General features: G+C 64.9%; 23 protein-coding genes and 2 pseudogenes. 8 read left to right on the top strand and 17 right to left on the bottom strand.

What is annotated here, in order from left to right; translation table 11 throughout:
• Window positions 1-19: 19 nt before the first annotated feature.
• The 3 genes from ABQU90_RS16315 to ABQU90_RS16305 all read left to right on the top strand — a co-directional run bounded on the left by ABQU90_RS16315 (window position 20) and on the right by ABQU90_RS16305 (window position 2,839).
• Window positions 20-586, top strand: coding sequence for a 1,2-dihydroxy-3-keto-5-methylthiopentene dioxygenase (locus ABQU90_RS16315; RefSeq protein ID WP_323523061.1), 567 nt, complete (start codon window positions 20-22; stop codon window positions 584-586).
• 2 nt (window positions 587-588) lie between these two features.
• Window positions 589-1,287 carry an acireductone synthase gene (mtnC, locus tag ABQU90_RS16310; protein WP_055846422.1) on the top strand — a complete coding sequence of 233 codons (699 nt, stop codon included), beginning with the start codon at window positions 589-591 and terminating at the stop codon, window positions 1,285-1,287.
• A gap of 508 nt (window positions 1,288-1,795) precedes the next feature.
• Window positions 1,796-2,839: a C13 family peptidase gene (locus ABQU90_RS16305; protein ID WP_323523062.1), complete on the top strand. Its 1,044-nt coding sequence runs from the start codon at window positions 1,796-1,798 to the stop codon at window positions 2,837-2,839.
• 266 nt (window positions 2,840-3,105) lie between these two features.
• Here the strand turns inward: ABQU90_RS16305 and ABQU90_RS16300 are convergent, their stop codons facing one another.
• From ABQU90_RS16300 to hisS, 11 genes are all read right to left on the bottom strand, one after another.
• Window positions 3,106-4,692 carry a calcineurin-like phosphoesterase C-terminal domain-containing protein gene (locus ABQU90_RS16300; RefSeq protein ID WP_323523063.1) on the bottom strand — a complete coding sequence of 529 codons (1,587 nt, stop codon included), beginning with the start codon at window positions 4,690-4,692 and terminating at the stop codon, window positions 3,106-3,108.
• Between the two features lie 303 nt (window positions 4,693-4,995).
• Window positions 4,996-5,616, bottom strand: coding sequence for a bifunctional phosphoribosyl-AMP cyclohydrolase/phosphoribosyl-ATP diphosphatase HisIE (hisIE, locus tag ABQU90_RS16295; RefSeq protein ID WP_323523064.1), 621 nt, complete (start codon window positions 5,614-5,616; stop codon window positions 4,996-4,998).
• Window positions 5,606-6,382 carry an imidazole glycerol phosphate synthase subunit HisF gene (gene hisF / locus ABQU90_RS16290; protein WP_055846413.1) on the bottom strand — a complete coding sequence of 259 codons (777 nt, stop codon included), beginning with the start codon at window positions 6,380-6,382 and terminating at the stop codon, window positions 5,606-5,608. The genes hisIE and hisF overlap by 11 nt, the downstream gene beginning before the upstream one ends.
• Entirely contained in the window at window positions 6,376-7,110 is a 735-nt protein-coding gene (gene hisA, locus ABQU90_RS16285) for a 1-(5-phosphoribosyl)-5-[(5-phosphoribosylamino)methylideneamino]imidazole-4-carboxamide isomerase (RefSeq protein ID WP_323523065.1), read from the bottom strand. The genes hisF and hisA overlap by 7 nt, the downstream gene beginning before the upstream one ends.
• A complete protein-coding gene (gene hisH / locus ABQU90_RS16280; RefSeq protein ID WP_323523066.1) occupies window positions 7,107-7,709 on the bottom strand; it encodes an imidazole glycerol phosphate synthase subunit HisH in 603 nt (200 codons plus the stop codon). The genes hisA and hisH overlap by 4 nt, the downstream gene beginning before the upstream one ends.
• Window positions 7,706-8,833: a bifunctional histidinol-phosphatase/imidazoleglycerol-phosphate dehydratase HisB gene (gene hisB / locus ABQU90_RS16275; protein ID WP_323523067.1), complete on the bottom strand. Its 1,128-nt coding sequence runs from the start codon at window positions 8,831-8,833 to the stop codon at window positions 7,706-7,708. Before hisB ends, hisH begins: the two co-directional genes overlap by 4 nt.
• On the bottom strand, window positions 8,830-9,918 hold the full coding sequence (gene hisC, locus ABQU90_RS16270) for a histidinol-phosphate transaminase (RefSeq protein WP_323523068.1): 1,089 nt from the start codon (window positions 9,916-9,918) through the stop codon (window positions 8,830-8,832). Before hisC ends, hisB begins: the two co-directional genes overlap by 4 nt.
• Window positions 9,915-11,210, bottom strand: coding sequence for a histidinol dehydrogenase (hisD, locus tag ABQU90_RS16265; protein WP_323523069.1), 1,296 nt, complete (start codon window positions 11,208-11,210; stop codon window positions 9,915-9,917). The genes hisC and hisD overlap by 4 nt, the downstream gene beginning before the upstream one ends.
• Window positions 11,207-12,121 (bottom strand): ATP phosphoribosyltransferase, encoded by a 915-nt coding sequence (gene hisG, locus ABQU90_RS16260; RefSeq protein ID WP_323523070.1) that lies wholly within the window; start codon window positions 12,119-12,121, stop codon window positions 11,207-11,209. The genes hisD and hisG overlap by 4 nt, the downstream gene beginning before the upstream one ends.
• 9 nt (window positions 12,122-12,130) lie before the next feature.
• Window positions 12,131-12,457, bottom strand: a complete 327-nt coding sequence (locus ABQU90_RS16255; RefSeq protein ID WP_323523071.1) for a YerC/YecD family TrpR-related protein — start codon at window positions 12,455-12,457, stop codon at window positions 12,131-12,133.
• Window positions 12,458-12,658: 201 nt separating this feature from the next.
• Window positions 12,659-14,095 (bottom strand): histidine--tRNA ligase, encoded by a 1,437-nt coding sequence (gene hisS / locus ABQU90_RS16250; RefSeq protein WP_115558953.1) that lies wholly within the window; start codon window positions 14,093-14,095, stop codon window positions 12,659-12,661.
• A gap of 248 nt (window positions 14,096-14,343) precedes the next feature.
• Here hisS and ABQU90_RS16245 point away from each other — a divergent pair, with 248 nt between their 5' ends.
• On the top strand, window positions 14,344-14,967 hold the full coding sequence (locus tag ABQU90_RS16245) for a Crp/Fnr family transcriptional regulator (RefSeq protein ID WP_323523072.1): 624 nt from the start codon (window positions 14,344-14,346) through the stop codon (window positions 14,965-14,967).
• Between the two features lie 215 nt (window positions 14,968-15,182).
• Here the strand turns inward: ABQU90_RS16245 and ABQU90_RS16240 are convergent, their stop codons facing one another.
• Window positions 15,183-15,923: a murein L,D-transpeptidase catalytic domain family protein gene (locus ABQU90_RS16240; RefSeq protein ID WP_323519092.1), complete on the bottom strand. Its 741-nt coding sequence runs from the start codon at window positions 15,921-15,923 to the stop codon at window positions 15,183-15,185.
• Window positions 15,924-16,026: 103 nt separating this feature from the next.
• Window positions 16,027-17,331: a threonine synthase gene (gene thrC / locus ABQU90_RS16235; protein WP_323523073.1), complete on the bottom strand. Its 1,305-nt coding sequence runs from the start codon at window positions 17,329-17,331 to the stop codon at window positions 16,027-16,029.
• Window positions 17,332-17,489: 158 nt separating this feature from the next.
• On the opposite strand from thrC, the gene ABQU90_RS16230 reads away from it, so the two are divergent.
• The gene (locus ABQU90_RS16230; protein ID WP_055846374.1) at window positions 17,490-17,804 is read left to right on the top strand and encodes an EthD family reductase; all 315 of its coding nucleotides are present in this window, start codon (window positions 17,490-17,492) and stop codon (window positions 17,802-17,804) included.
• Window positions 17,805-17,878: 74 nt separating this feature from the next.
• On the opposite strand, the gene ABQU90_RS16225 is transcribed toward ABQU90_RS16230, so the two are convergent.
• From ABQU90_RS16225 to ABQU90_RS16215, 3 genes are all read right to left on the bottom strand, one after another.
• Window positions 17,879-18,874: a homoserine kinase gene (locus ABQU90_RS16225; protein ID WP_407078785.1), complete on the bottom strand. Its 996-nt coding sequence runs from the start codon at window positions 18,872-18,874 to the stop codon at window positions 17,879-17,881.
• Window positions 18,871-21,378, bottom strand: coding sequence for a bifunctional aspartate kinase/homoserine dehydrogenase I (gene thrA, locus ABQU90_RS16220; protein ID WP_323523074.1), 2,508 nt, complete (start codon window positions 21,376-21,378; stop codon window positions 18,871-18,873). The genes ABQU90_RS16225 and thrA overlap by 4 nt, the downstream gene beginning before the upstream one ends.
• Window positions 21,379-21,892: 514 nt before the next feature.
• The gene (locus ABQU90_RS16215) at window positions 21,893-22,378 is read right to left on the bottom strand and encodes a TspO/MBR family protein (RefSeq protein ID WP_323523076.1); all 486 of its coding nucleotides are present in this window, start codon (window positions 22,376-22,378) and stop codon (window positions 21,893-21,895) included.
• 91 nt (window positions 22,379-22,469) lie between these two features.
• On the opposite strand from ABQU90_RS16215, the pseudogene ABQU90_RS16210 reads away from it, so the two are divergent.
• Window positions 22,470-22,667: pseudogene (locus ABQU90_RS16210) on the top strand (integrase core domain-containing protein); the annotation flags it as partial.
• Between the two features lie 30 nt (window positions 22,668-22,697).
• On the opposite strand, the pseudogene ABQU90_RS16205 reads toward ABQU90_RS16210, so the two are convergent.
• Window positions 22,698-23,296 (bottom strand): annotated as a pseudogene (locus tag ABQU90_RS16205) (hypothetical protein); the annotation flags it as partial.
• A 200-nt stretch (window positions 23,297-23,496) separates the two neighbouring features.
• Here ABQU90_RS16205 and ABQU90_RS16200 point away from each other — a divergent pair.
• Entirely contained in the window at window positions 23,497-23,679 is a 183-nt protein-coding gene (locus ABQU90_RS16200) for a bacteriocin (protein WP_115527660.1), read from the top strand.
• Window positions 23,680-23,709: 30 nt separating this feature from the next.
• Entirely contained in the window at window positions 23,710-24,741 is a 1,032-nt protein-coding gene (locus tag ABQU90_RS16195; RefSeq protein ID WP_153066232.1) for a DUF6624 domain-containing protein, read from the top strand.
• The last annotated feature ends 250 nt before the right edge of the window (window positions 24,742-24,991 follow it).

Genomic DNA, 24,991 nt, shown 5'->3' with positions numbered 1-24,991 from the left:
ATTCGTGAGCCAGACCGCCATGAGCCGACTGCGTATCTTTGCCGACACCAACCCGACCACTCCGGAATTCGACAGCCGCGACGGCGATGCGATCGCTGCCGAGCTGGTCAAGATCGGCGTCACCTTCGAGCGCTGGGCTGCCAGCCAGGCGGTCGAACCGGGCGCCACGCCCGAACAGGTGATGGCCGCCTACCGCGCCGACATCGACCGCATCAGCAGCGAGCGCGGCTTCAAGACCGTGGACGTGGTGAGCATCGCGCCGGATAACCCCAAGCGCGAAGAAATGCGCGCCAAGTTCCTGGACGAACACTTTCACAAGGAAGACGAGGTGCGTTTCTTCGTCGCCGGCTCGGGCTTGTTCACGCTGCACGTGGATGCCAAGGTCTACGAGATCGAGTGCGTCAAGGACGACCTGATCGCGGTGCCCGATGGCACCTTGCACTGGTTCGACATGGGGCCGGAGCCGCATTTTGTGGCGATCCGCTTCTTCACCGAGCCGGACGGCTGGGTCGGACATTTCACCGGCACCGAAATCGCCAAACAATTCCCCCGCTACGCCCCCGAGACACCTCACAAGGCCAGCTGACGATGACACGACCGCAAGCGATCCTCACCGATATCGAAGGTACGACCAGCAGCATTTCGTTCGTCAAGGACGTACTGTTTCCGTATGCACGCCGTGCCATGCCCGCCTACGTACGCGAGCACGGCAATCACCCGCAGGTGCGTCACTGGCTCAACCAGGTGGCCGACGAGATCGGAGAAGACGTGCCGGACGAGGTGTTGATCACCACGCTGCAGACCTGGATCGACGAGGACCGCAAGCACACCGCGCTCAAGGCCTTGCAAGGCCTGATCTGGGGCGACGGCTACAAGACCGCCGACTTCACCGCGCACATCTATGCGGATGCGGCGATCCAGCTGCAGGCCTGGCACGCGCAGGGCATTCCGCTGTACGTGTATTCGTCCGGCTCGGTACCGGCGCAGAAGCTGTTCTTCGCGCATAGCGATGCTGGCGACCTGAGTGGTTTGATCACCGACTGGTTCGATACCGAGCTTGGCCCCAAGCGTGAAAGTGCCAGTTATCGCCGCATTATCGAGCGCATCGGCAAGCCTGCAACGGAGATCCTGTTCTTGTCGGACGTGATCGAAGAACTCGACGCCGCCAAGCGAACCGGCATGCGCACCGCGCTGCTGGACCGCCGCGAAGACTATCCAACGCCACGCTCGGCCGAGGATGTGGGCAGCCACCTGCGCGTGGAAAGTTTTTCGCAGCTGGTGTTTTGAGCCGGCAGGTTCGCGGAGACATCGGCTGTCGCGGTGCGGCGGCCGGTGAGGTTGCAAGAACGCCGTATGTGATGCGTTGCACGTAGGACCTACAGGCACCTGGACCGAAGCGTCATGTGACGAATTGGCCCTTGTACGACGACTGATTGCGGTCGCAGGAGGGCACATCTTGCAAGCGGCACAGTCGTGTTGAAGCCACATAAGCAGGCTGGCTTGGCGCAACCGCTTGCCAACTAGTGTATGCGTCAGTGGAGTAACTGGTTCGCCAGCTGATGCATGCGCCAACAACGGGTCGGAAGACGATGCGCAGCGGCTTGCAAGGCTGGGTGATGCGTTCTGATCTACGCCGCGCTCCTGCCGGCTTGAGCAGTCGCCGCATCTGTCTGAGGGCAGTCGCAGTCGCCAGATGCAACGTTCGATCGACCGCTCCACACATCCCATTCCACGCATCATCGAGGCATCGGCGTTGCTCCCATCGCTCCAATCACGCTTGGTGTCGCACGCGTTGATGCGCCGGATGCTGGTGCTGCTCGCCGTGGTCTTGCTGGTTGCCGGCTGTCATCCCGATGCGGGCGCGGCGTTGCCGGCACAGACCGCGGACGACGCGGCGCAGGTGGACCCGGTCGACCAGGCCGCGCTGAAAAAAGCGCTGGCCGCCGTGCAGCCGCAACGCCCCGGCGTCACCGATCTGTATGTCGTCGGCTTTGCCGGCGATGCCAGCGACGACGTGTTTCGTAACGAAACGCTGTACCTCAAGCAATTGTTCGAACAACGCTTCGACGCGCGCGGCCGCGTGGTCACGCTGGTCAACAACCCGGACAATCTGGGCGAGCAGCCGTACGCACCGTTGGCGACCTACGACAATCTCTACGACACGCTCGCTGCGATCGGCAAGCGCATGGATCGCAAGGAAGATGCGCTGCTGCTGTTCGTCACCACCCACGGTACCGAAGACCACACGCTGTATGTGCAGGTGGATCAGAACGAAGAAGACTTCATCAGCCCGCAGGATCTGCGCAAGGCGCTGGACGATGCCGGTATCGACAATCGCATCATCGTGCTGTCGGCCTGCTATTCGGGCGGCTTCATTCCGGCGCTGCGCTCGCCGGACACGCTAGTCCTGACCGCGGCACGTGCCGATCGGCCATCGTTCGGCTGTGGCAACACGTCCAATGCCACCTACTTCGGCCAAGCCTGGCTGATCGATGCGATGAACCGCAGCGACGATCCGCTGGCCGCCTTCGAGATCGCCAAGACCGCGATCACCACGCGCGAGAAACAGGACGGCGAGTTGCCGTCATTGCCGCAACAATCGTTGGGCCGGCGCATTGCGCCGGTACTGGCGCGCTGGCGCGCCGGGCTGCACCTCGGCCCAGCTGTTGCCTATCCGTATCCGCCGCTGGAGGACGAGCCCAACGCCGATATGGACGCCGAAGCGCAGAGCGAGGCTGACGCCGAACCGGCAGCCGATACGGCGGGAGCGGCGACGCCAGCATCGCCTGCGTCGCGACGCAACGCACCGACTCGCCCGACACCCGCATCATCGCGATAAAGCCGACGCGCTGAGACTAATTCTCATTTCGCCAGCAATGTCTGCGCATCGCTACACTCGCGCAGCCAGCCAGCACTCCGCCAGCCAGCACCGATCTTCGCCAGCGCGCTTTCGCCTGCCAGCCCGGATCTCAAGACGCCTCCTTTGTGGAGGCGTTTGCGTTTGTGGGGCTCGATACCGAGTCCCCCAGCGATGCCGCAGGAGCGTCCTTGGGCGCGACGGGCGTTACCGCACCGCCTCTCGCCGCCTTGCACGCGCGCATCTGCTCAAGGATCGGCGTGCTGCAAGCGATACACCGTGCGTGCGCTGTATTGCCCGGTCGGCAAAGTAGCGCGCACCTCGACGACATGTTCGCCAACGCCAAGCGTGGTCGGCAACGCGCTGCGCCACAGATGCGTCGATGGCGTGGCTTCGGGCGAGCGGTCGTACCCACGCAGTTCCGTCGCTGCATCGTCGCGCGCATTTTCCGCAAGCAGCACTGGGTCCGCACGCTCGACGCGCTTCATCGTCTGCCACGGCCCAGCATCGATGCGCGACTCCACCACGGTGCTGTCCTGCCCCATGAACACATTGGCGTACACGCCCCAGGCCGCATACGCACCCTGCCGTAGCACCTTGGGCGCAGACAGCGACAGCTGCGCATCGTCGGCCACGCGCGCGGCGTGATAGGCCAGGGTGTAGTCGCCGCTGGGAGCGACCTTCAGCACCGCATAACCGTTGGGCGTGCCGTCGCTCATCGTCGCAGCGGGAATGCCGTCGGCATCCTTGACGCCGGACCAGAACGCACCGCAGGCCGCGCCAACGTTGTATTCGTGCAACGGACGCGCGCCCTGCCAGCCTTCGTCCGCGCCATGCTCCACCTGCCGCTGCGTGTGGCTATGCCCGCTGAGCACCAGCACATGCGGGAAATCCTTTAGTAGCGCGAACAGGCGGCTACGGTCAGCATGCCGGAAGGTCTCCTGCCCCGGGGCTGCATCGAACAATGGGATATGCATGCCCAGCACCAGCAGGCGCTCACGCGGCAGCTGCGCCAGATAGTTCTGCAGAAACACGAACTGGTCTTCGCGCAGACCGCCCACATACGCCGGCTTGCCGCCGGGCGTATAGATCACATCATCCAGAAACACGAAGCTGGCGTTGGCTTCTTCTACCGCGTAGGTGTCTGGCCCGTACACCGCACGCCAGCTGTCGAGCGACTGCAGATCATCGCCGGCATCAAAATTCAGATCGTGATTGCCGGGCACATGGAACCACGGCACGCCGAGCTGCGTGGTGACCTTGTTCAAAGCCGGATACAGGCTCAGATCGTCGCTGACGATGTCGCCCAAGGTGGTGCCGAGCCGGGCGGCGGTCTTGCCGACCAGCGGCGCCACGATATCGCGCTGGTAATAGCCCACATCAGTGAGGCTGGCGGTCTGGGTGTCGGCAAACACCAGCATGTCGAACCCGCTGCCCGCCGCCTGCGTGCGTGGCGTCAGCGCGAAATTCCAGTCATGCATCTTGCGACCGGTCGCGGCGATGCCTAGATACTTGCGCTTGATCGAACCGCGCGGCGCGTAGTGCCGCCAGAACCCGGGCAAGCCATCAGCGGCGGGCACAAAATTACGATCGCCTGGTTTGATCACGAACACCGTCTGCCCCTCGCGCACCGGCAGACGATAGCGACCTTGTGCATCGGTACGCACGATCTGCGTGCCGTTGGACACCGCCACATCGGCAACACCGGACTCATCGGCACTGCGACCGGCACGCCCGTCGCGCTCTTCGTACACGATGCCATCGACCACCACATCGCGTGCATACGCGCTGCCGGCGAGCACACCCAAGGCTAGAAGAGCGAAGCGAAGCTGCATGCGTGTTCCCGCCAAAAGACCAGCGGAAATTGTACCCGCCGAGGCAACGTGGACGGCGTAGGCGTGCAAACCACATCGCACCGCATCGCATCGTAGGAGCGCACCTGGGCGCGACGGGGCTTTACCGGTAACGCCCCCATTGCGCCCAGGTGCGCTCCTACGCAAAGACCGGCGGGACGTGTACCTGTTCTGCGGCCACGTGAACGAGATGGGCACACCACACCACGTCGTAGGAGCGCACCCGGGCGCAATGGGGGCCTTATCGGTAACGCGTCGCGCCCGGGTGCGCTCCTACCAATCGCTTTATTTGTGCCGCGACTCCAACAATGCCACTGCATCGCCCAGACCCAGGCCGCGTGCGCGCAGCAGCACGATCAGGTGGTACAGCAGGTCGGCCGATTCACCGAGCAACTCCGCATCGCCCTGCACCACGCCGGCCAGGGCGGTTTCCACGCCCTCCTCGCCCACCTTCTGCGCGATGCGGCGGATGCCTTGCTCGAACAGCTGGGTGGTGTAACTGCCATGCGGCCGCTCGCGCTCGCGCGTGGCGATCAATGCATCCAGGCTACCGAGGAATTGACCCGGCGCGCTCGGAAAACAACTGGTGCGACCCAGATGGCAGGTGGGACCGTGCGGACGCGCCAACACCAGCAACGTATCGGCGTCGCAGTCGGCTTTGATCGAGACCACGCGTAACACGTTGCCCGAGCTCTCGCCCTTGGTCCACAAACGCTGCTTGCTGCGGCTGAAGAAGGTGACTTCGCCGCGCTGCTGCGTCACTGCCAACGCCTCGGCATTCATGTAGCCCAGCATCAGCACGCGCAGGTTGTCGGCGTCCTGCACGACGACCGGCAACAAACCATCGCCCTTGCTCCAGTCCAGCGCCTGCAGCGCGTCGTAGGTTGCCACGGTGTCACTGCCCATCACGTACCTCGATCTGTTGCGCGCGCAAAAATTGCTTGAGTTCCGGAATCGGAATCGCGCCGCTATGAAACACACTGGCAGCCAGGGCGCCGTCCACATCGGCCTGGTCGAACACGTCGGCAAAGTGCTGCAGTTCGCCGGCACCACCGGACGCGATCAACGGCACCCGACACAGCGCACGCACCTGGCGCAACTGCGCGATATCGTAGCCGCGCCGCACGCCGTCGTTGTCCATGCAATTGAGCACGATCTCACCGGCGCCCAGACGCTGCGCTTCGGCCACCCAATCCAGCGTGCGCATCGGCAGCGCCTGGGTCTTGCTCGGATCGCCGGTGTAGCGACGTACCCGCCACTGGCCGTCTTCTTCACGAATGGAATCGATACCGACCACAACGCATTGCACGCCAAAGGCATCGGCCAGTTCGGAAATCAGCTGCGGGCGGCCGAGTGCAGGCGAGTTGATCGAAATCTTGTCGGCACCGGCGTGCAACACCGCACGCGCAGTCTCGACATCGCGGATGCCGCCGGCAACGCAAAACGGAATGTCGATCAGCCGCGCCACACGCTCGACCCAGGTGTAATCGACCGAGCGCCCTTCCGGGCTGGCGCCGATGTCGTAGAACACCAGCTCATCGGCGCCCTGCGCGCGATAACGCAATGCGAGTTCAACGATATCGCCCATGTCGATGTGGTCGCGAAACTTGACGCCCTTGACCACGCGTCCGTCGCGCACGTCCAGGCAGGGAATGATGCGACGGCTCAACATGCCAATGCGTCCTTGAGATCCAGGTGACCTTCGAGCAAGGCCTTGCCCAGCACGATGCCGGCGCAGCCTGAGGCCTTGGCCGCGGCGACGTCGGCAAGATTGCGCGCGCCGCCGGAGACCTGCACCTGCAGCTGCGGCGTGAGTGCCCGCAAATGCGCGTACAGATCCATGTTCGGCCCGGACAACATGCCATCGCGTGCGATGTCGGTGCACAGCAGGTGCTTCAAGCCGGCCTGCGCATAGCGCACCGCCAATTGGTCCAGCGTGGCCTCGGCCGCTTCGGTCCAGCCATGCACCGGCAGCTGCCACACGCCCGCCGCATCCTGGCGCGTGTCCAGTGCGATGGTCAGACGATCCGCACCAAATTCCTGCAACCACGCAATCACGGTGTCGCTCTCGCGCACCGCCAGCGAGCCGATCACCACGCGCGCCGCACCGGCGTCGAGGATGCGCGCCACATCGTCGCGCGAACGCACGCCGCCGCCGGTCTGCACCTGCAAGCCGGTGACGCGCGCGATCTCGCCCAGCGTGCTGGCCAATGTGTAGCCACCGGCCTTGGCCGCATCCAGATCCACCAGATGCATCCACTGTGCGCCGGCATCGGCAAACGCCTGCGCGCGCGGCAGCACATCGTCGCCATACTGGGTTTCGCGCGCGTAATCGCCCTGCAACAAGCGCACCACGCGGCCGTTGCGGATATCCAGCGCCGGGTAAACGGTAAAACTCATGGGAAGCTCATCTCAAGAAAATTGCGCAGGATGCGGGCACCGGTCTCGGCCGAGCGCTCCGGGTGAAACTGCGCGCCACAGCGCAGGCCTTGCTGCACCACTGCAGTGAACAAGCCGCCGTGATCGCAGGCGGCCACCGTGTCCGGGGTGACTGGCGCTGCGTACCCATGCACGAAATAGGCGCTGGCGCGTTCGGGCAGGCCGGCCAGCAAAGCCGACTCGCGCATCGGCACCAATTGGTTCCAGCCCATGTGCGGCACGCGGATGCCGAGCGCGGGCGTCATGTGGCGCACCACACCCGACAGCAGGCCCAAACATTCCACATCGCCTTCTTCGGAACGCTCGAACAGCAGCTGCATGCCCAGACAGATGCCGATCAATGGCACCTGCAACTGGCGCAGCGGCTCGATCAACCCTTGCGCGTGCAGCCGTTTCATCGCTTCCGGTGCCGCGCCCACGCCGGGCAGGATCACCCGATCGGCGCCCTGCAAACCGGCCGCATCGCGCACCAGACGTGCTTCCACGCCGAGCCGCTCCAATGCGTAGCGCACCGAGCCCAGATTGGCGCCACCGGCGTCGATCAGCGCAAGGTCGGTCATAGCGCGCCCTTGGTCGAGGGCAGCGCCGTGCCTTCGCGACGGATCGCCTGGCGCAAGGCGCGTGCAAGCGCCTTGAAGCACGCCTCGACCTTGTGGTGATCGTTCTCTCCCCGCACGCTCAGGTGCAGGTTCAAGCCGGACGCATCGCAGATGGAACGGAAGAAATGCGGGACCAGCTCGGTGGGCATATCGCCCACGCGTTCGCGCTTGAAGTCGCCATCGAACACGAAGTACGGCCGGCCGCTGAAATCCAGCGCCGCGCTGGCGATGGTTTCGTCCATCGGCAAGGTAAACCCGTGTTGCGCGCCCTCGCCTGCCGCAAGCCAGGGGCTTTCAACCGGATCGAACCCATACCGGCCAATTCCGCGCTTGTTGCCCAGGGCTTCGCGCAGTGCTTGACCCAGCGCCAGGCCGGTGTCTTCGATGGTGTGGTGCTCATCGATATGCAGGTCGCCGTCGGCGCGGATATCCAGCGCAAAGCCGCCGTGCTTGCCGATCTGCTCCAGCATGTGATCGAAGAACGGCAGGCCGGTGGCGGTATGCGGCTCGGCGACGCGATCCAGGTTCAGCTCGACACGGATCTTGGTTTCTTTGGTATTACGCTGAACCACCGCACGCCGTGGCGCATCTGCCAGTTCGTGCGCGATGCCCGGCCAATCCCAGTCGCCGCCGAATTCGTCGGTGCGTAGCTGGAAGCCGCGGATGTTGAGGTTCTGCGCAAACTGGATATCGGTGAGGCGGTCGCCCACCATTGCCGAGCGCGCCCAGTCGATGTTGCGGTCTTGCAGGTAAGGCACCATCAGCCCAACGCCAGGCTTGCGCGTGGGCGCGTTATCGGCCGGCCAGCTGCAGTCGATCAGCACTTCGCGGAACTCGATGCCTTGGCTGGAGAAGATCTGCAGCATCAAGTTGTTGGGGCCATCGAATGCGGCGCGCGGATAGCTGTCGCTGCCCAGACCGTCCTGATTGGTGACGATGACGAACTGATAGCCGGCATCGCGCAGCTTGAGCATGGCCGGAATTACGTTATCAACAAAGCGCAGCTTCTCGTAGGCGTCGATCTGGTAGTCGGCCGGCTCGGTGATCAGCGTGCCATCGCGGTCGACAAAAAGAATCGGGGTCATGCGGCCTCCTGCTTGCGCTGCAGCGCGCCAAGCACGCGTTGGTTCTGTTCGACCGTGCCCAGCGTGATACGCAATGCATCGGACAGGCGCGGCACCGCGCGTTGATCGCGTACCACCACGCCGGCTTCCAACAGCGCCTGGAAGGCAGCCTCGGCGTCTTCGAAACGCACCAGCAAAAAGTTACCTTGCGACGCATACACCTGGCGGACGCCGGCAAGCTGCGTCAATGCCACGCGCACGCGCTCACGCTCGCTGCGCACCTCGGCAATGCGCCGGCGTGTGACCTCCAGTGCCGGCGCAGACAACGCTTGCTCGGCCATCACCGCGCACGGCGTGGGCACTGGATACGGGGCCTGGCAGCGTCGCAACAAGGCAATCAACTCGGCATTGGCGATCAGGCAGCCAATGCGTGCAGCGGCAAGCGCATGCGCTTTGGACAAGGTGCGCAGCACGGCAAGATTCTCGTAGCGGCTCAGCAGCGTCACCGCAGATGGCACGTCCGAAAATTCGCCGTAGGCCTCGTCCACAACCACCAGTGCTTTGCCCTGCAGCGCCTGCAATGCGACTTCGATGTCCTGCAACGCAATCGCCGAGCCCGCCGGGTTGGAGGGCGAGCACAAAAACACCAGCTTCGCCTTCGAGGCCAGTGCCGCTTCGACGATGGCGGCGATGTCTGCATGGAATCCATCGCTGCCATCGACCAATGGCACCTCGACCAGCGGCGCATTCTGCAAGCGCGCGCAGACCGCATACATGCCAAATACCGGTGGCGTCACCACCACTGCATCGCGCTCGGGCACGCACAGACCGCGCACCAGCAGGTCGATCGCTTCGTCGCTGCCGCGGCCAATCAGCAGTTGCTCGGGCGCGCAGGCATACAACTCTGCCAACGCTGCGCGCAGGCCCTTGGGTTGCGGGTCGGGATAGCGTCGCGTGCTGCCGTGGGGATCGGCCGGGTTGCCCCAGGCCGATTCGTTGGCGTTGAGCCAGACATCGCCCTGCAATGCGCTGGTGCGCGCCGACGAATAACCGGCAAACGCACGCAGGTCTTCGCGCACCAACTCAAGAATCGATGACGTGCTCATGCCGCCACTCCCATGCGCAGCGCCACCGCATTGGCATGCGCATCCAGGCCTTCGGCGCGCGCAAGAATCAACGCGCACTCGCCGATGCCATCGATGCCAGCCTTGCTCGCCGCCTGCACGCTGACCATGTTCTGGAAGCTGGCCACGCTCACGCCGCTATACGCGCGCGCCGCACCGCTGGTCGGCAACACGTGGTTGGTGCCGCTGCAGTAATCGCCCAAGGCTTCGGGCGTGTAGTCGCCGAGAAATACCGAGCCGGCCGCTTCCACCTGGTTCAACCATGCGCGCGGTTCGCGCAGCGCCAGAATCAAGTGCTCCGGCGCATAGCGGTTGCTAATCGCAAATGCCTCGTCCAGCGATTGCACCTTGACCAGCCGCGACTGCGCCAGCGCCTGACGGGCAATAGCTGCACGCGACAGCTGCGCCAATTGCGCATCCAACTCTACTTGCACGGCGGCAATCAACGCATCGCTGTCGGACAACAACAAGACCTGCGAATCCGGGCCATGTTCGGCCTGCGACAGCAGGTCGGCAGCCACAAAGGCGGGTTGCGCGCCGGCATCGGCAATCACCAGCACTTCTGACGGACCGGCCGGCATGTCGATCGCTGCCGCGCCGGATTGCGCCACCTGCTGCTTGGCCTCAGTGACGTAGCTATTGCCCGGCCCGAACAACTTGTCGCAACTCGGTACCGATTCGGTGCCATAGGCCATCGCGGCAATCGCCTGCGCGCCGCCGAGCTTGAATACGCGGCGCACGCCGGTGAGCTGCGCGGCCACCAGCACCGCCGGATCCACGCTGCCATCCTTGCGCGGCGGCGTGCACAGCACGACCTCGCGACAGCCGGCCAGACGCGCGGGAACGCCGAGCATCAACGCGGTCGACGGCAACGGCGCGCTGCCGGCCGGCACGTACAACCCCACCCGCCCGATCGGCCGCACGATCTTTTCGCAGACCACCCCTGGTGCGGTTTCCACTGCATAACCTTCGCTCATGCCGGCGCGGTGGAAGGTGTCGATGCGCGCGACGGCGTCCTGCATTGCCTGACGCAGCTCCGGCGCCACGGCGGCCTCGGCGGCGGCGAATTCGGCCGCGCTCACTGCAAAACTGTCCAGCGACACGCCATCGAAACGCGCGGTGATTTCGCGCAATGCTGCATCGCCACGGGCACGCACATCGCTGATCAAGCTGGCGACCGCGTCGCGGGTCTGTGTGGCCACGGTCTGCACCGGGCGCGTCAAGGCGTCGGTACGCGACGCGCTATCGAGTTGGGACCAATCGAGAATGTTCATGCCAGCGAGCGCTCCACTGTCAGCACCATCAAGCCTTGCGCACCTGCGCGTTCGAGTTCTTCCAACCGTTGCCAGGTCACCGCGCCGTGGCACATGGTCTGCAGCCGCAGTGCGCCGTTGCCATCGTCTGGCAGCTGTACCAGCGGGTCGGCATCGGGCAGCAGGCGACGCAGCGCATCCACGTTTCCGTGTTCGGCACGGAACATCAGCAGTTTGCTGTCGCGCAACTTGAGCACACCATCCATGCGTCGCAGCAGCATCGCCAGCAACGCGGCGCGCGCATCGGCCGGCTCGCGTACGGCGCCGGCCAGCACGGCCTCGCTTTCCATCACCAGCTCCACCGGCTTGAGCTGGTTGGCCGCCAACGTCGCGCCGCTGGACACCAGGTCGCAGATCAGGTCGGCAGTGCCCAGGCGCGGGGCGATCTCCACCGAACCCGACAATTCCACCACCGACGCATCGATGCCCTGCCGCTCCAGCCAGTCGGCCAGGATCGCCGGGTAGCTGGTGGCGATGCGCTTGCCTGCCAGTTGCTGGATGCCCTGCCAGTCCCATTCTTCCGGCACTGCCAGCATCAGCCGGCATTGGCCGAAACCGACCCCGCGAACAGCGTGGTACGCAGCCGGCAAGCCAGCGCGACGACGCGACGACGCCTGCTCGTCCAGTTCGTTCTGGCCCACGATGCCCAGGTCGCAGACGCCATCAGCAATCAGGCCCGGGATGTCGTCATCGCGCACCAGCAGCAAGTCCACCGGCAACGATTCGCCATAGCAGAACAATTTGTCGCGGCTCTGCCGCCAGCTCAGCCCGCAGGCGGCCAGCAGGCTGCGCGCCGGCTCGGCCAGACGGCCGTTTTTCTGGATGGCAATACGCAGCCGGTCACGTGCCGGCGCTGCCGTGGAAGCACTCATCTTGTTCTCTCAGTGGGAATCGACAGGGCGCGACGACTGCTCGCGCAAGGCCTCGGCATAGCCGCCGGCGCCATGATCCAGGGTGCGCGCAACGCGCCCGATGGTGGTGACGCTGACCTGGGTCAGCTCGTGGATTTCGCGGTACGGCACGCCCTTGATCAGCAGCGGCACCACCCGCCAGCGGTCGGCCATGGCCTCCAGCTCGGCGGGCGTGCACAGATCGCGCAGAAATGCCTCGACCGAACCGGGATCGGTCAGGCATGCCAGTGCATCGGCCAGCATCTTGAGGGAGGCGGCGACGTCGGTGGTTTCGCGGGGAGCGGGTCGTTGTTTCATTGCGTTAATGTAATAGCGTGTTAGTACATTAACGCAAATCGTGCGCTAGCGACAAGGCCTGGGACGCGAACTGTTCAGACCGAAATCCGAATCAGCTACATGCAGGCAATGAAAAACCCACTGATGCCTGGCATCAGTGGGTTCGTCTTCGCAGCGATCAATCGGTTGGGCCTAGCCAAACGCATCGGCCGAACCATCCGCTCAACCGGCCTTGTCGCCCCCGGCCACCAACATTGCCTTGGCCTGCTCCAGCTCCACCTGCAGCGTGCTCGCCAACTCTTCGCGCGCCACATCGAACTGCTGCTCGCGGACCAGGTCCTTGACCGCCACTACGCCGCGCGCGAGTTCGTCGTCGCCGGCCAGCACCACAAAGCGGATGCCGGCGCGGGCGGCGTACTGGAATTGCTTGCCGACCTTCTTCGGCTCCATCTGCACTTCGGTGTTGATGCCGCCAATGCGCAGGCGGCGCGCGATATCCAGCGCGTCGTCCAGGCGGGTTTCGTCCATCAGCGCCACCATGGCCTGCACGCTGCTTTCGGCGATGCCCTGGATCAGGCCGGCCTCGCGCAGCTGCCAGAACAGGCGGGTCAGGCCGATCGAGATGCCAACGCCGGGCAGCTTGGACTTGGTGTAGTGACTGGCCAGGCTTTCGTAGCGGCCGCCCGAGCAGATCGAGCCGATCTGCGGGTGGTCGGTGAGCGTGGTTTCGTAGACGGTGCCGGTGTAGTAATCCAGCCCGCGCGCGATCGAGAAATTCAGGCAGTACGCGCTTTCCGGCACGCCCAGCGCCTTGACCAGCTCCAGCACCTCGCGCAATTCGGCAATGCCCTCACCCAGCGTCGCACTCGCGCCGACCGAGGCTTCCAGCGCCTGCAACTGCGCCAGCGCATCGGCATGGCCGCTTGAGCGCACCGCCACGAAGGCCAGGATCTTGGCGACCTGCTCGGCAGCAATGCCGAAGCCCTCGCCCACCAGCGTGTCGCGCACATAATCGGCGCCGCGCTTGTCGATTTTGTCGACCTCGCGCAACACAGCCAGCTGCAACTCGCCTTCGGCCACACCCAGACTTTCGAAGAACCCACGCAGCAACTTGCGGTTGTTCAACTGCACCTTGAAATCGCCGATGCCCAGCTCGGCAAACACCGCGTGGATCACCGCCAGCACTTCGGCGTCGTAGCGGATGCTCAGCGCATCCTTGCCGATCACATCGATATCGCACTGGTAAAACTCGCGGAAACGCCCGCGCTGCGCACGCTCGCCGCGGTACACGCGCTGCATCTGATAACGACGGAACGGGAAGCTGAGATCGTGCTCGTGCTCGGCGACATAGCGCGCCAGCGGCACGGTGAGGTCGAAGCGCAGCGCCAGCTCCGGCAAGCCGCCGTTTTCGGCACCGTCGTCGGCTGCGGCAGCCGCATTGGCCAGCGCGCCGGTGGACTGCACGAAGTAGACCTGACGCTCGGTTTCGCCGCCGGATTTGGTCAACAGCACATCGGAAAGCTCGAACACCGGGGTCTCGACCGGCAGGAACCCGAACCGCTCGTAGTTGCGGCGGATGACGTCCAGCATGCGCTGGAACGCGATCTGCTCGCGTGGCAGCAATTCCATGATGCCGGGCGGCGTACGGGGCTTGATCACGAGCGAAACTCCTGCAGAACGACTGGGGCGAGCCGGCAATTCTACCGGCTGGGCGGCCGCGCTGAGCGCATGGCGTATCATCGATCTGCGTCCCAGGCAGTGCGTGACCCATGTATCGGCAGCTTTCAGACCCCAGCGTGACCTGCCCGGCGCCTAGCGCGGCATCCGGCAGAGACGCGCGCAGCTCCGATTGCGCGCTATGCGCGGTCCGCGGCCGTGCGATCTGCGCGGCGTTGTCGCCGCAGGAAATGGACGCACTCGATGAGGCAACCACAGCGTCCAGCTATGCACCCGGCAGTACCTTGGTGCGTGCCGGCGATGCGCGCCAGCACGTCTACACCGTCACCTCCGGTGCCTTGCGCCTGGTTCGCACGCTGGCCGATGGACGCCGCCAGATCACCGGTTTCGTGCTGCCCGGCGACTATGTGGGGCTGACCGAAACCGCGCAGCACCGCCACGACATCGAAGCCATGATCGACAGCCGCGTGTGTCGTACGCCGATGGCGCAGATGCGCCAGTTGCGCGATCGCTATCCGCATCTGGAGCGCAAGCTGCTGCAACGCGCCAGCATGGAACTGGCCGCCGCGCAGGACACCGGCCTGCTGTTGGCGCGGCTGCAGCCCAGCGAACGGTTGGCGCACTTTCTGCTGCGCCTGGCCGCCCGCTCCACCCAGCCCGGTGCAAGCGGCGACACCGTGGCGCTGCCGATGAGCCGCGGCGACATCGCCGACCATCTCGGGCTGACCATTGAAACGGTGAGCCGCACCTTCACCAAACTCAGGCAGCAGCAGCTGATCGCGCTGCCGCAACTGCAGCTGGTGCAGATCCTGGACTACGCCGCCCTGCGCAGCCTGGCCGGAGACACGGTCTGAGCGCTATCTGGTCGATGGTGGTTGAACAATTGGTTTGATTGCATGGTCGCGCCACTGCGCGTTAGCGAAGACGCGGCGCCAGTGCTCGCGGCGGTGACGAAGACAGCTGTGTGCTGGCCGGATGGCCGCACGCAATGCGACAGCGCAGATGCGCTCAACTCACGCCGGCTGTGTTCTCAACTGCGTTCTCGAATCAGCACGCAGCGCACGACGCTTCAACGCCCACCCGCACTCGCCACCGATGCACCGCAGCCGCTGCTGAGGAGTTGCGACTGCCGCAACCAGGCGCGGTCGGGGTAATAGGCGAACACGAACGCGCCCTCGCGCAAGGTGTCGATCAGTTGCCTGGCCACTGCCGGTCGCACTGCCGGGCAGCCGAGGCTGCGGCCCAGCCGCCCCTGGCTGCGGATGATGGCCTCGCTGACGTAGGGCGCACCGTGGATCACGATGGCGCGGTCGCGCGCGTGATCGTTGAAGCCCGGCTCCAGCCCTTTGAGCCGTAACGAATAACCGTTGTGGCCGGTGTAGGACTCCTGCGCGGTAAACGCCCCCAGGCTGGACTGGAAGCTGCCGTCGGCGTTGGAGAACTTCGCGGCCAGGTTCTCGCCGGTATTGCGCCCGTGCGCCACCCATTCCTGGAACAACAATCGCTGCCGCGCCAGATCGAACACCCACAGCCGGCGTTCGGTCGACGGCCGGCTGTAATCGATGACGCTGAGCACACGCTCATCGCCCACCTGCTGGCGTTGACGCGCGCATTGCAACGCTTCGGTGGCCAGCGCCAGAACCTGGCGATCCAGCGACGGCGCCTGACGCGCCAAGGCATCGATCAGCCCCGCACGCGGCGCGCCCAACGGCGACACCGGGGACGCAGCCATGGTATCGGCCGCCACGGCCGCACCCGCCGCTGCCCATCCGCACAACGCGGCGGCAACGACAATCACTCGATAAGACATGCAGCAACCCACATCGAACGCGGCGCCACGCCGGGGCCGCACCTCGATAGAGATAGCCCCATGCGCGGCACTTTCCAACCCCGGCTGGCTGAACGCGTTTGGCTCAGGCCGCATCCGCAAGCAGGCGCTGCCGGAACGCTGCGTACTCCGGCGCCAGCGCTTCGGCATGTGCGGGACGTTGCAGCAGCGCCGCCAATGCCGGCGGAACATCGACCGCGCGGCCGATCAAAGGCTCCACCACCCCTTCGAACTTGGCCGGATGCGCGGTGGCGGCCACGGCCCAGTCGCCGGTGACGCCCTCGGCACCTTCGGCACGCAGTTGCTCCAGCACATGCACTGCGGTGGCGGTGTGCGGGCAATGCACTTCGCCGTAGCGCGCATAGCGCTGCTGGATGGTGTGGCTGATGGCCGCATCGTCTACCGACAGGGCGCGGAAAGCCTCGCGCAACGCCGCATCGTCACCTTGGTACAACCAGCGCAGCCGCTCGAAATTGCTTGGTGCACCCACGTCCATCGCATTGGCCAGGGTCGCCACGCTGGGCTGCGGGGCGTAGTCGTCGCCGGCAAAGTAATCCGGCAACACGTGGTTGGCATTGGAGGCCAGCGCGATCGTGCCCAACGGCACCCCGAGCGCGCGCGCCAGGATCGCGGCCAGCCCGTTGCCTAGATTGCCGGTGGGCACCACCAGATTCAGCATACTGCCCGCCGTCGCCTGGTGCTGCAGGGCGGCATGCGCGTAGTAGCTCATCTGCGGCAGCAAGCGGCCCAGGCTGATGCTGTTGGCAGAGCTCAGCGGCACCTGCGTCTGCAGCGCTGTGTCGCTCAAGGCCTGCTTGACCATCGCCTGGCAATCGTCGAACGAGCCGGCCACCCGCAATGCCTGGATGTTGTCGCCAAAACAGCCCAGCTGATGCGCCTGACGCGGCGACACCCGCCCGTCCGGATACAGCACCACCACGCGCAAGCCCGGCTGGCGATGGAATGCCGCCGCCACCGCAGCGCCGGTATCGCCGGACGTGGCCACCAGGATGGTGAGCGGGCGGTCTTCAGCACGGCGCAGACGGGTCAGGCAGGCAGCCAGGAAGCGCGCACCGAAATCCTTGAATGCAGCGGTCGGGCCATGAAACAGCTCCAGCGCGTAGTCGCCGGGCGTGGCCAGCGCCACCAGCGGCGCCGGGAAATCGAACGCCTCGGCGCAGATGGCGGGCAACTCGGGCGCCAACGCATCGCCTTCGAAAAACGGCTGCAGCAAGGTGGTGGCTGTCGCGGCCAGGTCGACACCGGCGGCCAGCGTGCGCGCCGGCGGCAAGGTCTGCGGCACATACAGCCCGCCATCGGGGGCCAGGCCGGCGGCAATCGCCTGGCTCAGGCTTGCGGCGGGTGCGCCGCCACGGGTGGAGATGAACATCAGCGTGACTCCAGGCAAGAACAGGACCGGGCGTGACCCGGCAATGAAATGATCGAGGCAATGGGCATGGCTGGCGCGGTTGCTGCGTTCCGCCGAATGGTCGCCTGCGCGCGCCGGCACGGCGCTATGCTGCGCGCACCTTTCCGTGGAGTCGGCAGATGATCAAGGTCAGTGTGATGTACCCCTACCGCGAAGGCGCCCGTTTCGACCACACCTATTACCGTGACCAGCACATGCCGCTGGTGGCCGCGCGCATGGGTGCGGCCTGCCTGCGTTACACGGTGGACAAGGGACTCAGTGGCGGCGAGCCCGGCAGCACGCCGGCCTTCATCGGCATGTGCCATATCTTTTGCGACTCGGTGGAAGCCTTCAACGGCAGCTTCGGCCCGCACGCGACGGAGATCCTGGGCGACATCGCCAACTACACCGACCTCAGCCCGGTGATGCAGATCAGCGAGGTCGTGGTGGAATGAGCTGCTTGCAGCGTGTTGCGTGCTCCACACGCCGCACGCTGCATCCTTCCGAGCCGGGACATGCAGATGCCGGCTCATTCGATCAGCCGTGCAGCCGGGCTGGCGATCGGCGATACCCAGCACTGACTATCGAACCCGGCAGCGGCGAAGGCAGCCTGCACCGCAGGCGCCGCGGCTTGCGCGGCGGCGCGCGTTTCGAACCAGGCAAACACGCTGGGGCCGGCACCGGAAATGCTCGCGCCCATCGCGTCATGCTCCAGCGCAGCCTGCTTGGCAGGGGCAAAGCCGGTGATCAATGGCGCACGGCGTGGCTCGACCAGCACATCGCGCAAGCCGGCACGCACCAACCCGGCATCGCCGGCATGGCAACCCGCCAGCACCAACGCAAGATTGGTGCTCTGCGCGACAAACTCGCGCAATTGATAATCGCCGGCCAGAGCCTCGCGCGCACGACGGGTTTCCAGCACGGCGTCCGGGTGCACCAATAGGCTATGCCACGCGGCTGGCACCGCGATCGGCACCAGCCGCTCCAGCGTGCACAACACCAAGCCCCCTAAAAACAGCGGCCCTAGATTGTCGCCATGCCGGCTACCGCTGGCGACGGCTTCGCCATCGAGCGCATGCTGATACAACTGCGTCGTGCTCAACGGCGTGTCCAGCAGTGCGTTTGCCGCCACCAACGCGGCCACGCACGAGGCTGCCGAGCCGCCCATCCCCGAGCTCAGCGCAATGCCCTTGTCGATCTCCACTTCAAAGCCGTAAAGCAGCTTCAATGCAGCGCGCAGTGACATCAAGGCGGCGCCGGCGGTATTGCGCTCGGCATCCAGCGGCAACGCGACGGTAGTGCCGCGAATGGCGGCGATGCGTACCACCGGCGTATCGATGCGACGCACCGTCACCGTATCGCCCACGCCATCGACCGGATACCCCAACAGGTCGAAGCCCACGGCAACATTGGCAACCGATGCCGGAGCGAAGGCGCGCGCTTCGTGCAGAGCGCCCATGCCGAACGACACACCGCTTGCTTGCGCATGCGCGACTGCGGATTGAGCGATCACCACCTGATTCACAACCGCGCCCCCTCGCCTGCTGCAACGCGCAGCAGATCGGCAAAGACACCGGCCGCGGTGACTTCCGGCCCGGCGCCCGGGCCCTGCACCACCAGCGGGTTTTCGCAGTAACGCCGCGTGGTGAACTGCACCACGTTGTCGGTCAGGCGCAGATTGGCGAACGCATGATCGGCCGGCAATTCCACCAGGCCCACGCTGGGCGCACGATCGGGCGGCAGCTGCGCGACATAGCGCAACACATTGCCGCGTGCGCGCGCATCGGCCAGCCGTTGCGCGAATCCCGCGTCCACGTCCTGCAGATGCGCCATGAAGTCATCCACACTGGCCTGGCGCAAGGTTTCGGGCACCAGGCTTTCCACGTTGACGTCCTCCAGGCTGATCGCACGCCCCGCTTCGCGCGCCAAAATCACCAGTTTGCGGGCCACATCCACGCCCGACAGATCGTCGCGCGGGTCCGGCTCGGTATAGCCCATGCCCCGCGCCTGGGTGACCAGTTCGGAGAACGCCACGCTGCCGTCGTATTTGTTGAACAGCCACGCCAGCGTGCCGGAGAAGATGCCTTCGATCGAGGTCACCGCATCGCCGGTATCGACCAGATCGCGCAGCGTGGTGATCACCGGCAGGCCTGCACCCACGGTGGCCTCGTAACGGAAGCGCGCACCGCTGGCATCGGCTGCCGCACGGATCGCCTCGTAGCGCGCCAATGGGCCGGAGCCGGCTTGCTTGTTCGGCGTCACCACGTGGATACCGGCCGCCAGCCAACCCGCATAGCGGTCGGCCACTTCGGCACTGCCGCTGCAATCGATGATCACCGTATGCGGCAGATGCGCAGACAGCAGATGCGTGGTGAACCGCTCCAGATCGGTCTTGGTGGCGGCGGATGCAAACGCATCGCGCCAATCGCCGACCAGGCCGCGTTCTTCCAGCAGCATGCGTCCGCGCGAGACCACTGCACGCAGACGTAGATCCAGATTCGCCTTGCCCAGCAATTGCGGTTGCGCGCTGCGCAGCTGATCCAGCAACGCCGCGCCCACATTACCCGGCCCGATCACGCCCACCGAGAACGTCTGCGGCGACAGCCAGAAGCCGGCATGCGCCGCGCGCAAAGCCTTGGTCGCATGCGCCGCATCGATGGCCACCGAGATATTGCGCTCCGACGAACCCTGCGCGATGGCCAGAATATTGACCTGTGCGCGCCCCAGCGATTCGAACAAGCGCGCCGCCACACCCGGCTGGCCGGCCATGCCATCGCCTACTGCCGCCAGCACACTGATGCCGGTGGTCAACTGCACACGCTGCACTTGTCCAACGGTGAGTTCGTGCGCAAACGCCTGCAACAACGCATTGCGTGCACGCTCGGATTCGTGCTGTTTGACCACGCAGCAGATCGAATGCTCGGACGAGCCCTGCGAGATCATCACTACCGACACCTGCGCCGTCCGCAGCGCCGCGAACACGCGCTCGGCAGTGCCTGGCACGCCGATCAAGCCGGTGCCTTCCAGATTCAGCACCGCCAGGTCGGGACTGAGCGTCAACCCCTTGATCGGCCCGCTCACCGCGCTGCTGGCGGTGATGCGCGTGCCCGGATGTTCCGGCTGGAAGGTGTTGCGGATGATGATCGGCAGGCCGCGCTCGATCGCCGGCGACATGGTCTGCGGGTGCACCACCTTCGCACCGAAATAAGCCAGCTCGCAGGCCTCGTCGTAGCTCAACGTTTCTAGCTGCACCGCCTCCGGCACCACGCGCGGATCGGCCGACAGCACGCCATCCACGTCGGTCCAGATATGCAGCTCCTCGGCATCGAACAAGGCCGCGAAGATCGCGCCGGAATAATCGCTGCCGTTGCGCCCCAGCGTGGTGATCCGGTCGGCGCGGTCGCGCGCCACAAATCCGGTCACCACGACCCGCGCCTGCGGATGCGCCTGGCGCCAGGTCGCAAGCCGCTGCGCGCTGACATCCCAGTCCACATCCACGCCGAGCTCACCACGGTTGACCACCAGCACATCGCGCGCATCCAGTACCGCGCAGTCTTCGCCGATGGCGCGGAAGTGATCGCCCAGCAGCTGCGCCGAATACACCTCCCCCAGGCCCTGCACGCGGTCGAGCACCTCGCGCGGCAACTCGCCGATCACCGCCAAGGCACCCAGGATCTGCGCCAGATGCTCGAAGCGTTCGTCCAGCCATTCCACCGTGGGACCCGAATGTTCGCCGAGCAAGGCCACCGCCGCACCGCGATGGCGCGCGCGCGTGTCATGCCAGCGCTCGCGCCACTCCGGGCGGTCCTGCGAAGCCAGCTCGGCCAGCTCGATCAAGGCATCGGTGACACCTTTCATCGCCGAAACCACGGTGACCTGCACGGTCTCCTCTCGCGCCAGCAACAGGCGCGCAACATGCCGATAGCGCTCGGCATCGGCCACCGACGTGCCGCCGAATTTGTGCACAACGGTGCGTGCGGAAGAGGCGGCAACAGCAGCGGGTTCGAGCGAAACAACAGGCGATGACATCGACAGACCTCGTTAGGGAGGCCCCGTCCGCATCAGATGAGGGAGGAAAGCCCCCGCATCCTGATCCGGGTGCGGGGCCGTTGTTTTCGGAAGTTACGCGAAGACGACGGGCCGCACCGGGCGAATGGTGACGGTGGTAATGGTGGTGGTAATGCCGGCCACGCCCGCACCCGGCCGCAGCAGCGGCTGACAGATAAGCGAAGCGGTGGCGCAGGCGTTAGGCATGTACGCAAAAGACATCACCGGGCCGAGGCCTGTCAAGCATTGCGTGAATGCGCGCTTGCGCCGCGATGATCGCTTGATCAGAAAACCTTGCTGGACAGTGCTTTAAGCAAACCTTCGGCAAGCGATTGATTGCTATAGAAACTTTTTAGGCAGTGGCAAGGCCGTTGCTTGCGCAGCCCACGTACTCGCGGCGAGGGCGTCGCCGCAAGCAAATCTTCGCGCGCAGCTGTGTTCGTGCGCTTAGCCCATCCCGCCTGGAACTCGGCCAAAGCGCCTTGAGCTTGCTTGCTCACAGCACGCCAGGATTGAGCTGCCACACCGCGTAATTCAATGCTGCTGCAAAGCTGACCCATAACAGGTACGGCACCAACAGCCACCCGGCCAACCGTTGCCGCTTGCCGAAGGCGGCAATCGTGCAGGCCAATGACAGCCACAGCGCCACGATGTCCGCGAATGCCCACGCCCCCTGATGCCACGCAAAGAACAACCAGCTCCACAGCCCGTTCAAGCCCAACTGCAGAACAAATAGACCAAGCGCTCCCTGGCACGCACGCCATCCCCCGCGTCGCCACACCAGCCAGGCCGCCACCGCCATCATCCCGTACAACGCCGTCCAAACCGGACCGAACAACCAACCGGGCGGCGCCCACGCCGGCCGCGCCAGTCCCGCATAGAAGGTGGCCGCCTGGATGGACGCCATCGCCCCAAGCCCGGCCACGGCGTAACACAGTGCCAGCCACCCGATCAGCCCGAACCACTGCCCTTTCTTCGACATCATCACGGCATATCCCAGAGTGAAAAACGAGGCGCTGATGCCGCACTCGCAGAAGCCGCTAAGCTGCCATAACGGCTGTCCAGACGGTGCAAATGCTGCGTTCGAGAGTTTCAACGGAGGCTACCGGCACGGCATACTGGACATGCACATCTTCCGCACACCGAACGAGTTGAGCGAGCAGACCGAGCATTGGCTACCCGACTAAAACGAACAGATACCGCACGACAGCATAGGCGGACTAACGCCCGCCGAGTTTCGTGGTCAACATCAACCGCGGACCTCTAAATTTCATGTGGTACTGAATTGCGGGGAGTCGACAGCTGCTGATGAAGTTGTCGTAATTGACGAAGCGCGGGTCGGTCTCGATCAGGTAACGACGGCCCGGCCCATTGCTGCGCCAAGCGTTGATGCCGCCAAGACCGACTACCGCGCGCCCCATGGCAGTGCGATCGGTGGCGTTGCCATTGGACAAGCGATACAACCCGCCGATGGGCAGATCGATCTGCGTCAGCGAGGTCTGGCCGCCGCCAACGATGTTGGCGAAGGGGATGGTGGCGGGGTCGAACACGTGTGCGGGTTTCGTTCGCACCTGCGGTGACACCGGTACCGGCAGCGGTGGTCTGAACATTCGTCTGACTCGACGGTGCTACGCACCAGGCCGCTGTCATCGGAGATCATCCGTGCGACCGACATCTTGACGATGCCGCTTGATGTGGCGAGCGTGGCGTCCTGCGTATTGGCGCCGACTTGCGTGCCGGTGCTGCCGCTGGTGCCTGTCGCAACGCGGATGCTGCCGGCGCTACCGCTGGCACGACCGTTCACCACAAGGCTGCCAACAGTTGCTGCGGTCTGGCGGGTACGGCCGCTCAGGCCGCCTTGTGCACCGATGCCGTTGAGCGCACTGCCGCTGATGCTGCGCCTTGCTGCAGGTCATGCTGGCGGTCAGGGCCGCCGCTTAATTACCTCCGTCCCTAATGTTCGTGCCTTGCCTTTCGCGGGCTCACGCGCATGGGGATCTATTTATGCCACCAAATCACTTGACGCCGTTCCGATGGGGGTGATAAAGCAGTCTGGCTCCGGTTTTCGTGGATGGCGCTCAACCCAAGGACGTCCTCCCGATGTCCAAGCAAGAATCGAAGCAGCATGGTACGACCGGGTCTTTCCGCCTGCTGAGCCGTAACCTGGCACGCGAACTGACCGATGCAGAGCTCAATTCCGTCTCTGGTGGCACCACATCGCGGACCCGCCTTGCGGCCGCGGAGGCAAGCTTAAGCAACATCATTGACGATGAGGATGCCTGACGCAGTACGCCCTCGCTTACGGTTTGTGACATGAATGATGGAGCGTCGTTATTGTTTCGCATGGGTGTGGTCGTGATGCTGACCGGCAGCAGTTTGCCGGTCAGCGCTACCGCCGCTGCGCCCGTGCTGCTGGAGCAGGTCCCGTCGGATGCGGTGGTTGATCTTGCATCGCTGCAGTGGGTTGCTCCTCGGTTCTCCGCCGACGCGGCCGAGCGTGCGCGATGGGATTCGCTGCTCGCGTGGGCGCGAGGTCCGGCAAGCGAGGCGGAGACACAACGTCTGCGAGAAGCGTTTGCGGACCGTGGCGTGGATGCGTCGGCGCTGCCGCGCGGATGCTATGGCAACCATCGATGCGCGCTGGTAGTCAGCGCCGAGGCCACGGCAGCTGATGCTGCTTCATTGGACGCGTTTGCTACTGCCGCGCGGCAGGCGCAGCCCTATGTGGCTACGTATCGGCAAGTCGCAACCTCGGTCGATGCCGTTCACAAAGTCCGTGACGATGTGGATTCCGCCACCAAGGAAGCCAAGGAGCTGGGGCGTCGATTCGCACAGGATCAAGTGTTGAGATACGCCTTTGATTCGCTACCGGGTCATGGTGAGGAAGCGATCGGCACTCCCACGTTTGCCTTATATGCATTTGCGCTCGAGGCGGACCTGCGCTTGCTGGACGACAGCAATATCCTGTACGCCCAGGAGCAGATTGCCCGCTACGGAGGTTGGCCTGCGCCGCCGAGGATCAGCGAGGACATGCAGCAGCAACTGTGGGCGCTCGTGCAGCACGGCGACCATCGCCCTGAGCTGCAGTACGACGCGCTGCAGGCCCTGCAGCGGAGTTACGAGGGTCGTGTCCTGCCCCGTCAGTATGCTTTCCTACATGACCGGGTGATGCTTAAGTTGACCGGCATGCAGCGTTACGGCACGCAGGTGACGTGCGTCGACGGAAAGCGTGTGGCGCAGCCGCTTGATGGCAGCGGTGATGTGGACGCGCTGCGCACGAGCGTGGGGATGGCTTCGCTCGCAGATTATCTCAAGGACTTTCCGAGTTGCACTGCGGCACCATGATGCGGGAGCTTGGGATGCCCTGAGGCTGTAGCCCGGATGGAGCAAAGCGCAATCCGAGGCTGTTGGTGCATGACATCAGCAAGTGCGTTGCATCGTTCGCGCGCACAGAGCCACGGAATGCGCTTCGCTCCATCCGGCCAAGGATTGTCGAGTGTTACGGTGAGTAACCCGACTCTGAAGCGTCCTCGATTCTTCGAGTCACTCAGAAGTAGAGGTGGTTGTTGATTGTGCCATTGCGAAGCGGATGGGT

Origin of the sequence: Xanthomonas sp. WHRI 10207 (assembly GCF_040202975.1) — a bacterium.
In the GTDB taxonomy this organism is placed as follows: domain Bacteria; phylum Pseudomonadota; class Gammaproteobacteria; order Xanthomonadales; family Xanthomonadaceae; genus Xanthomonas.
This window is presented reverse-complemented; position numbering and strand designations above follow the sequence as displayed.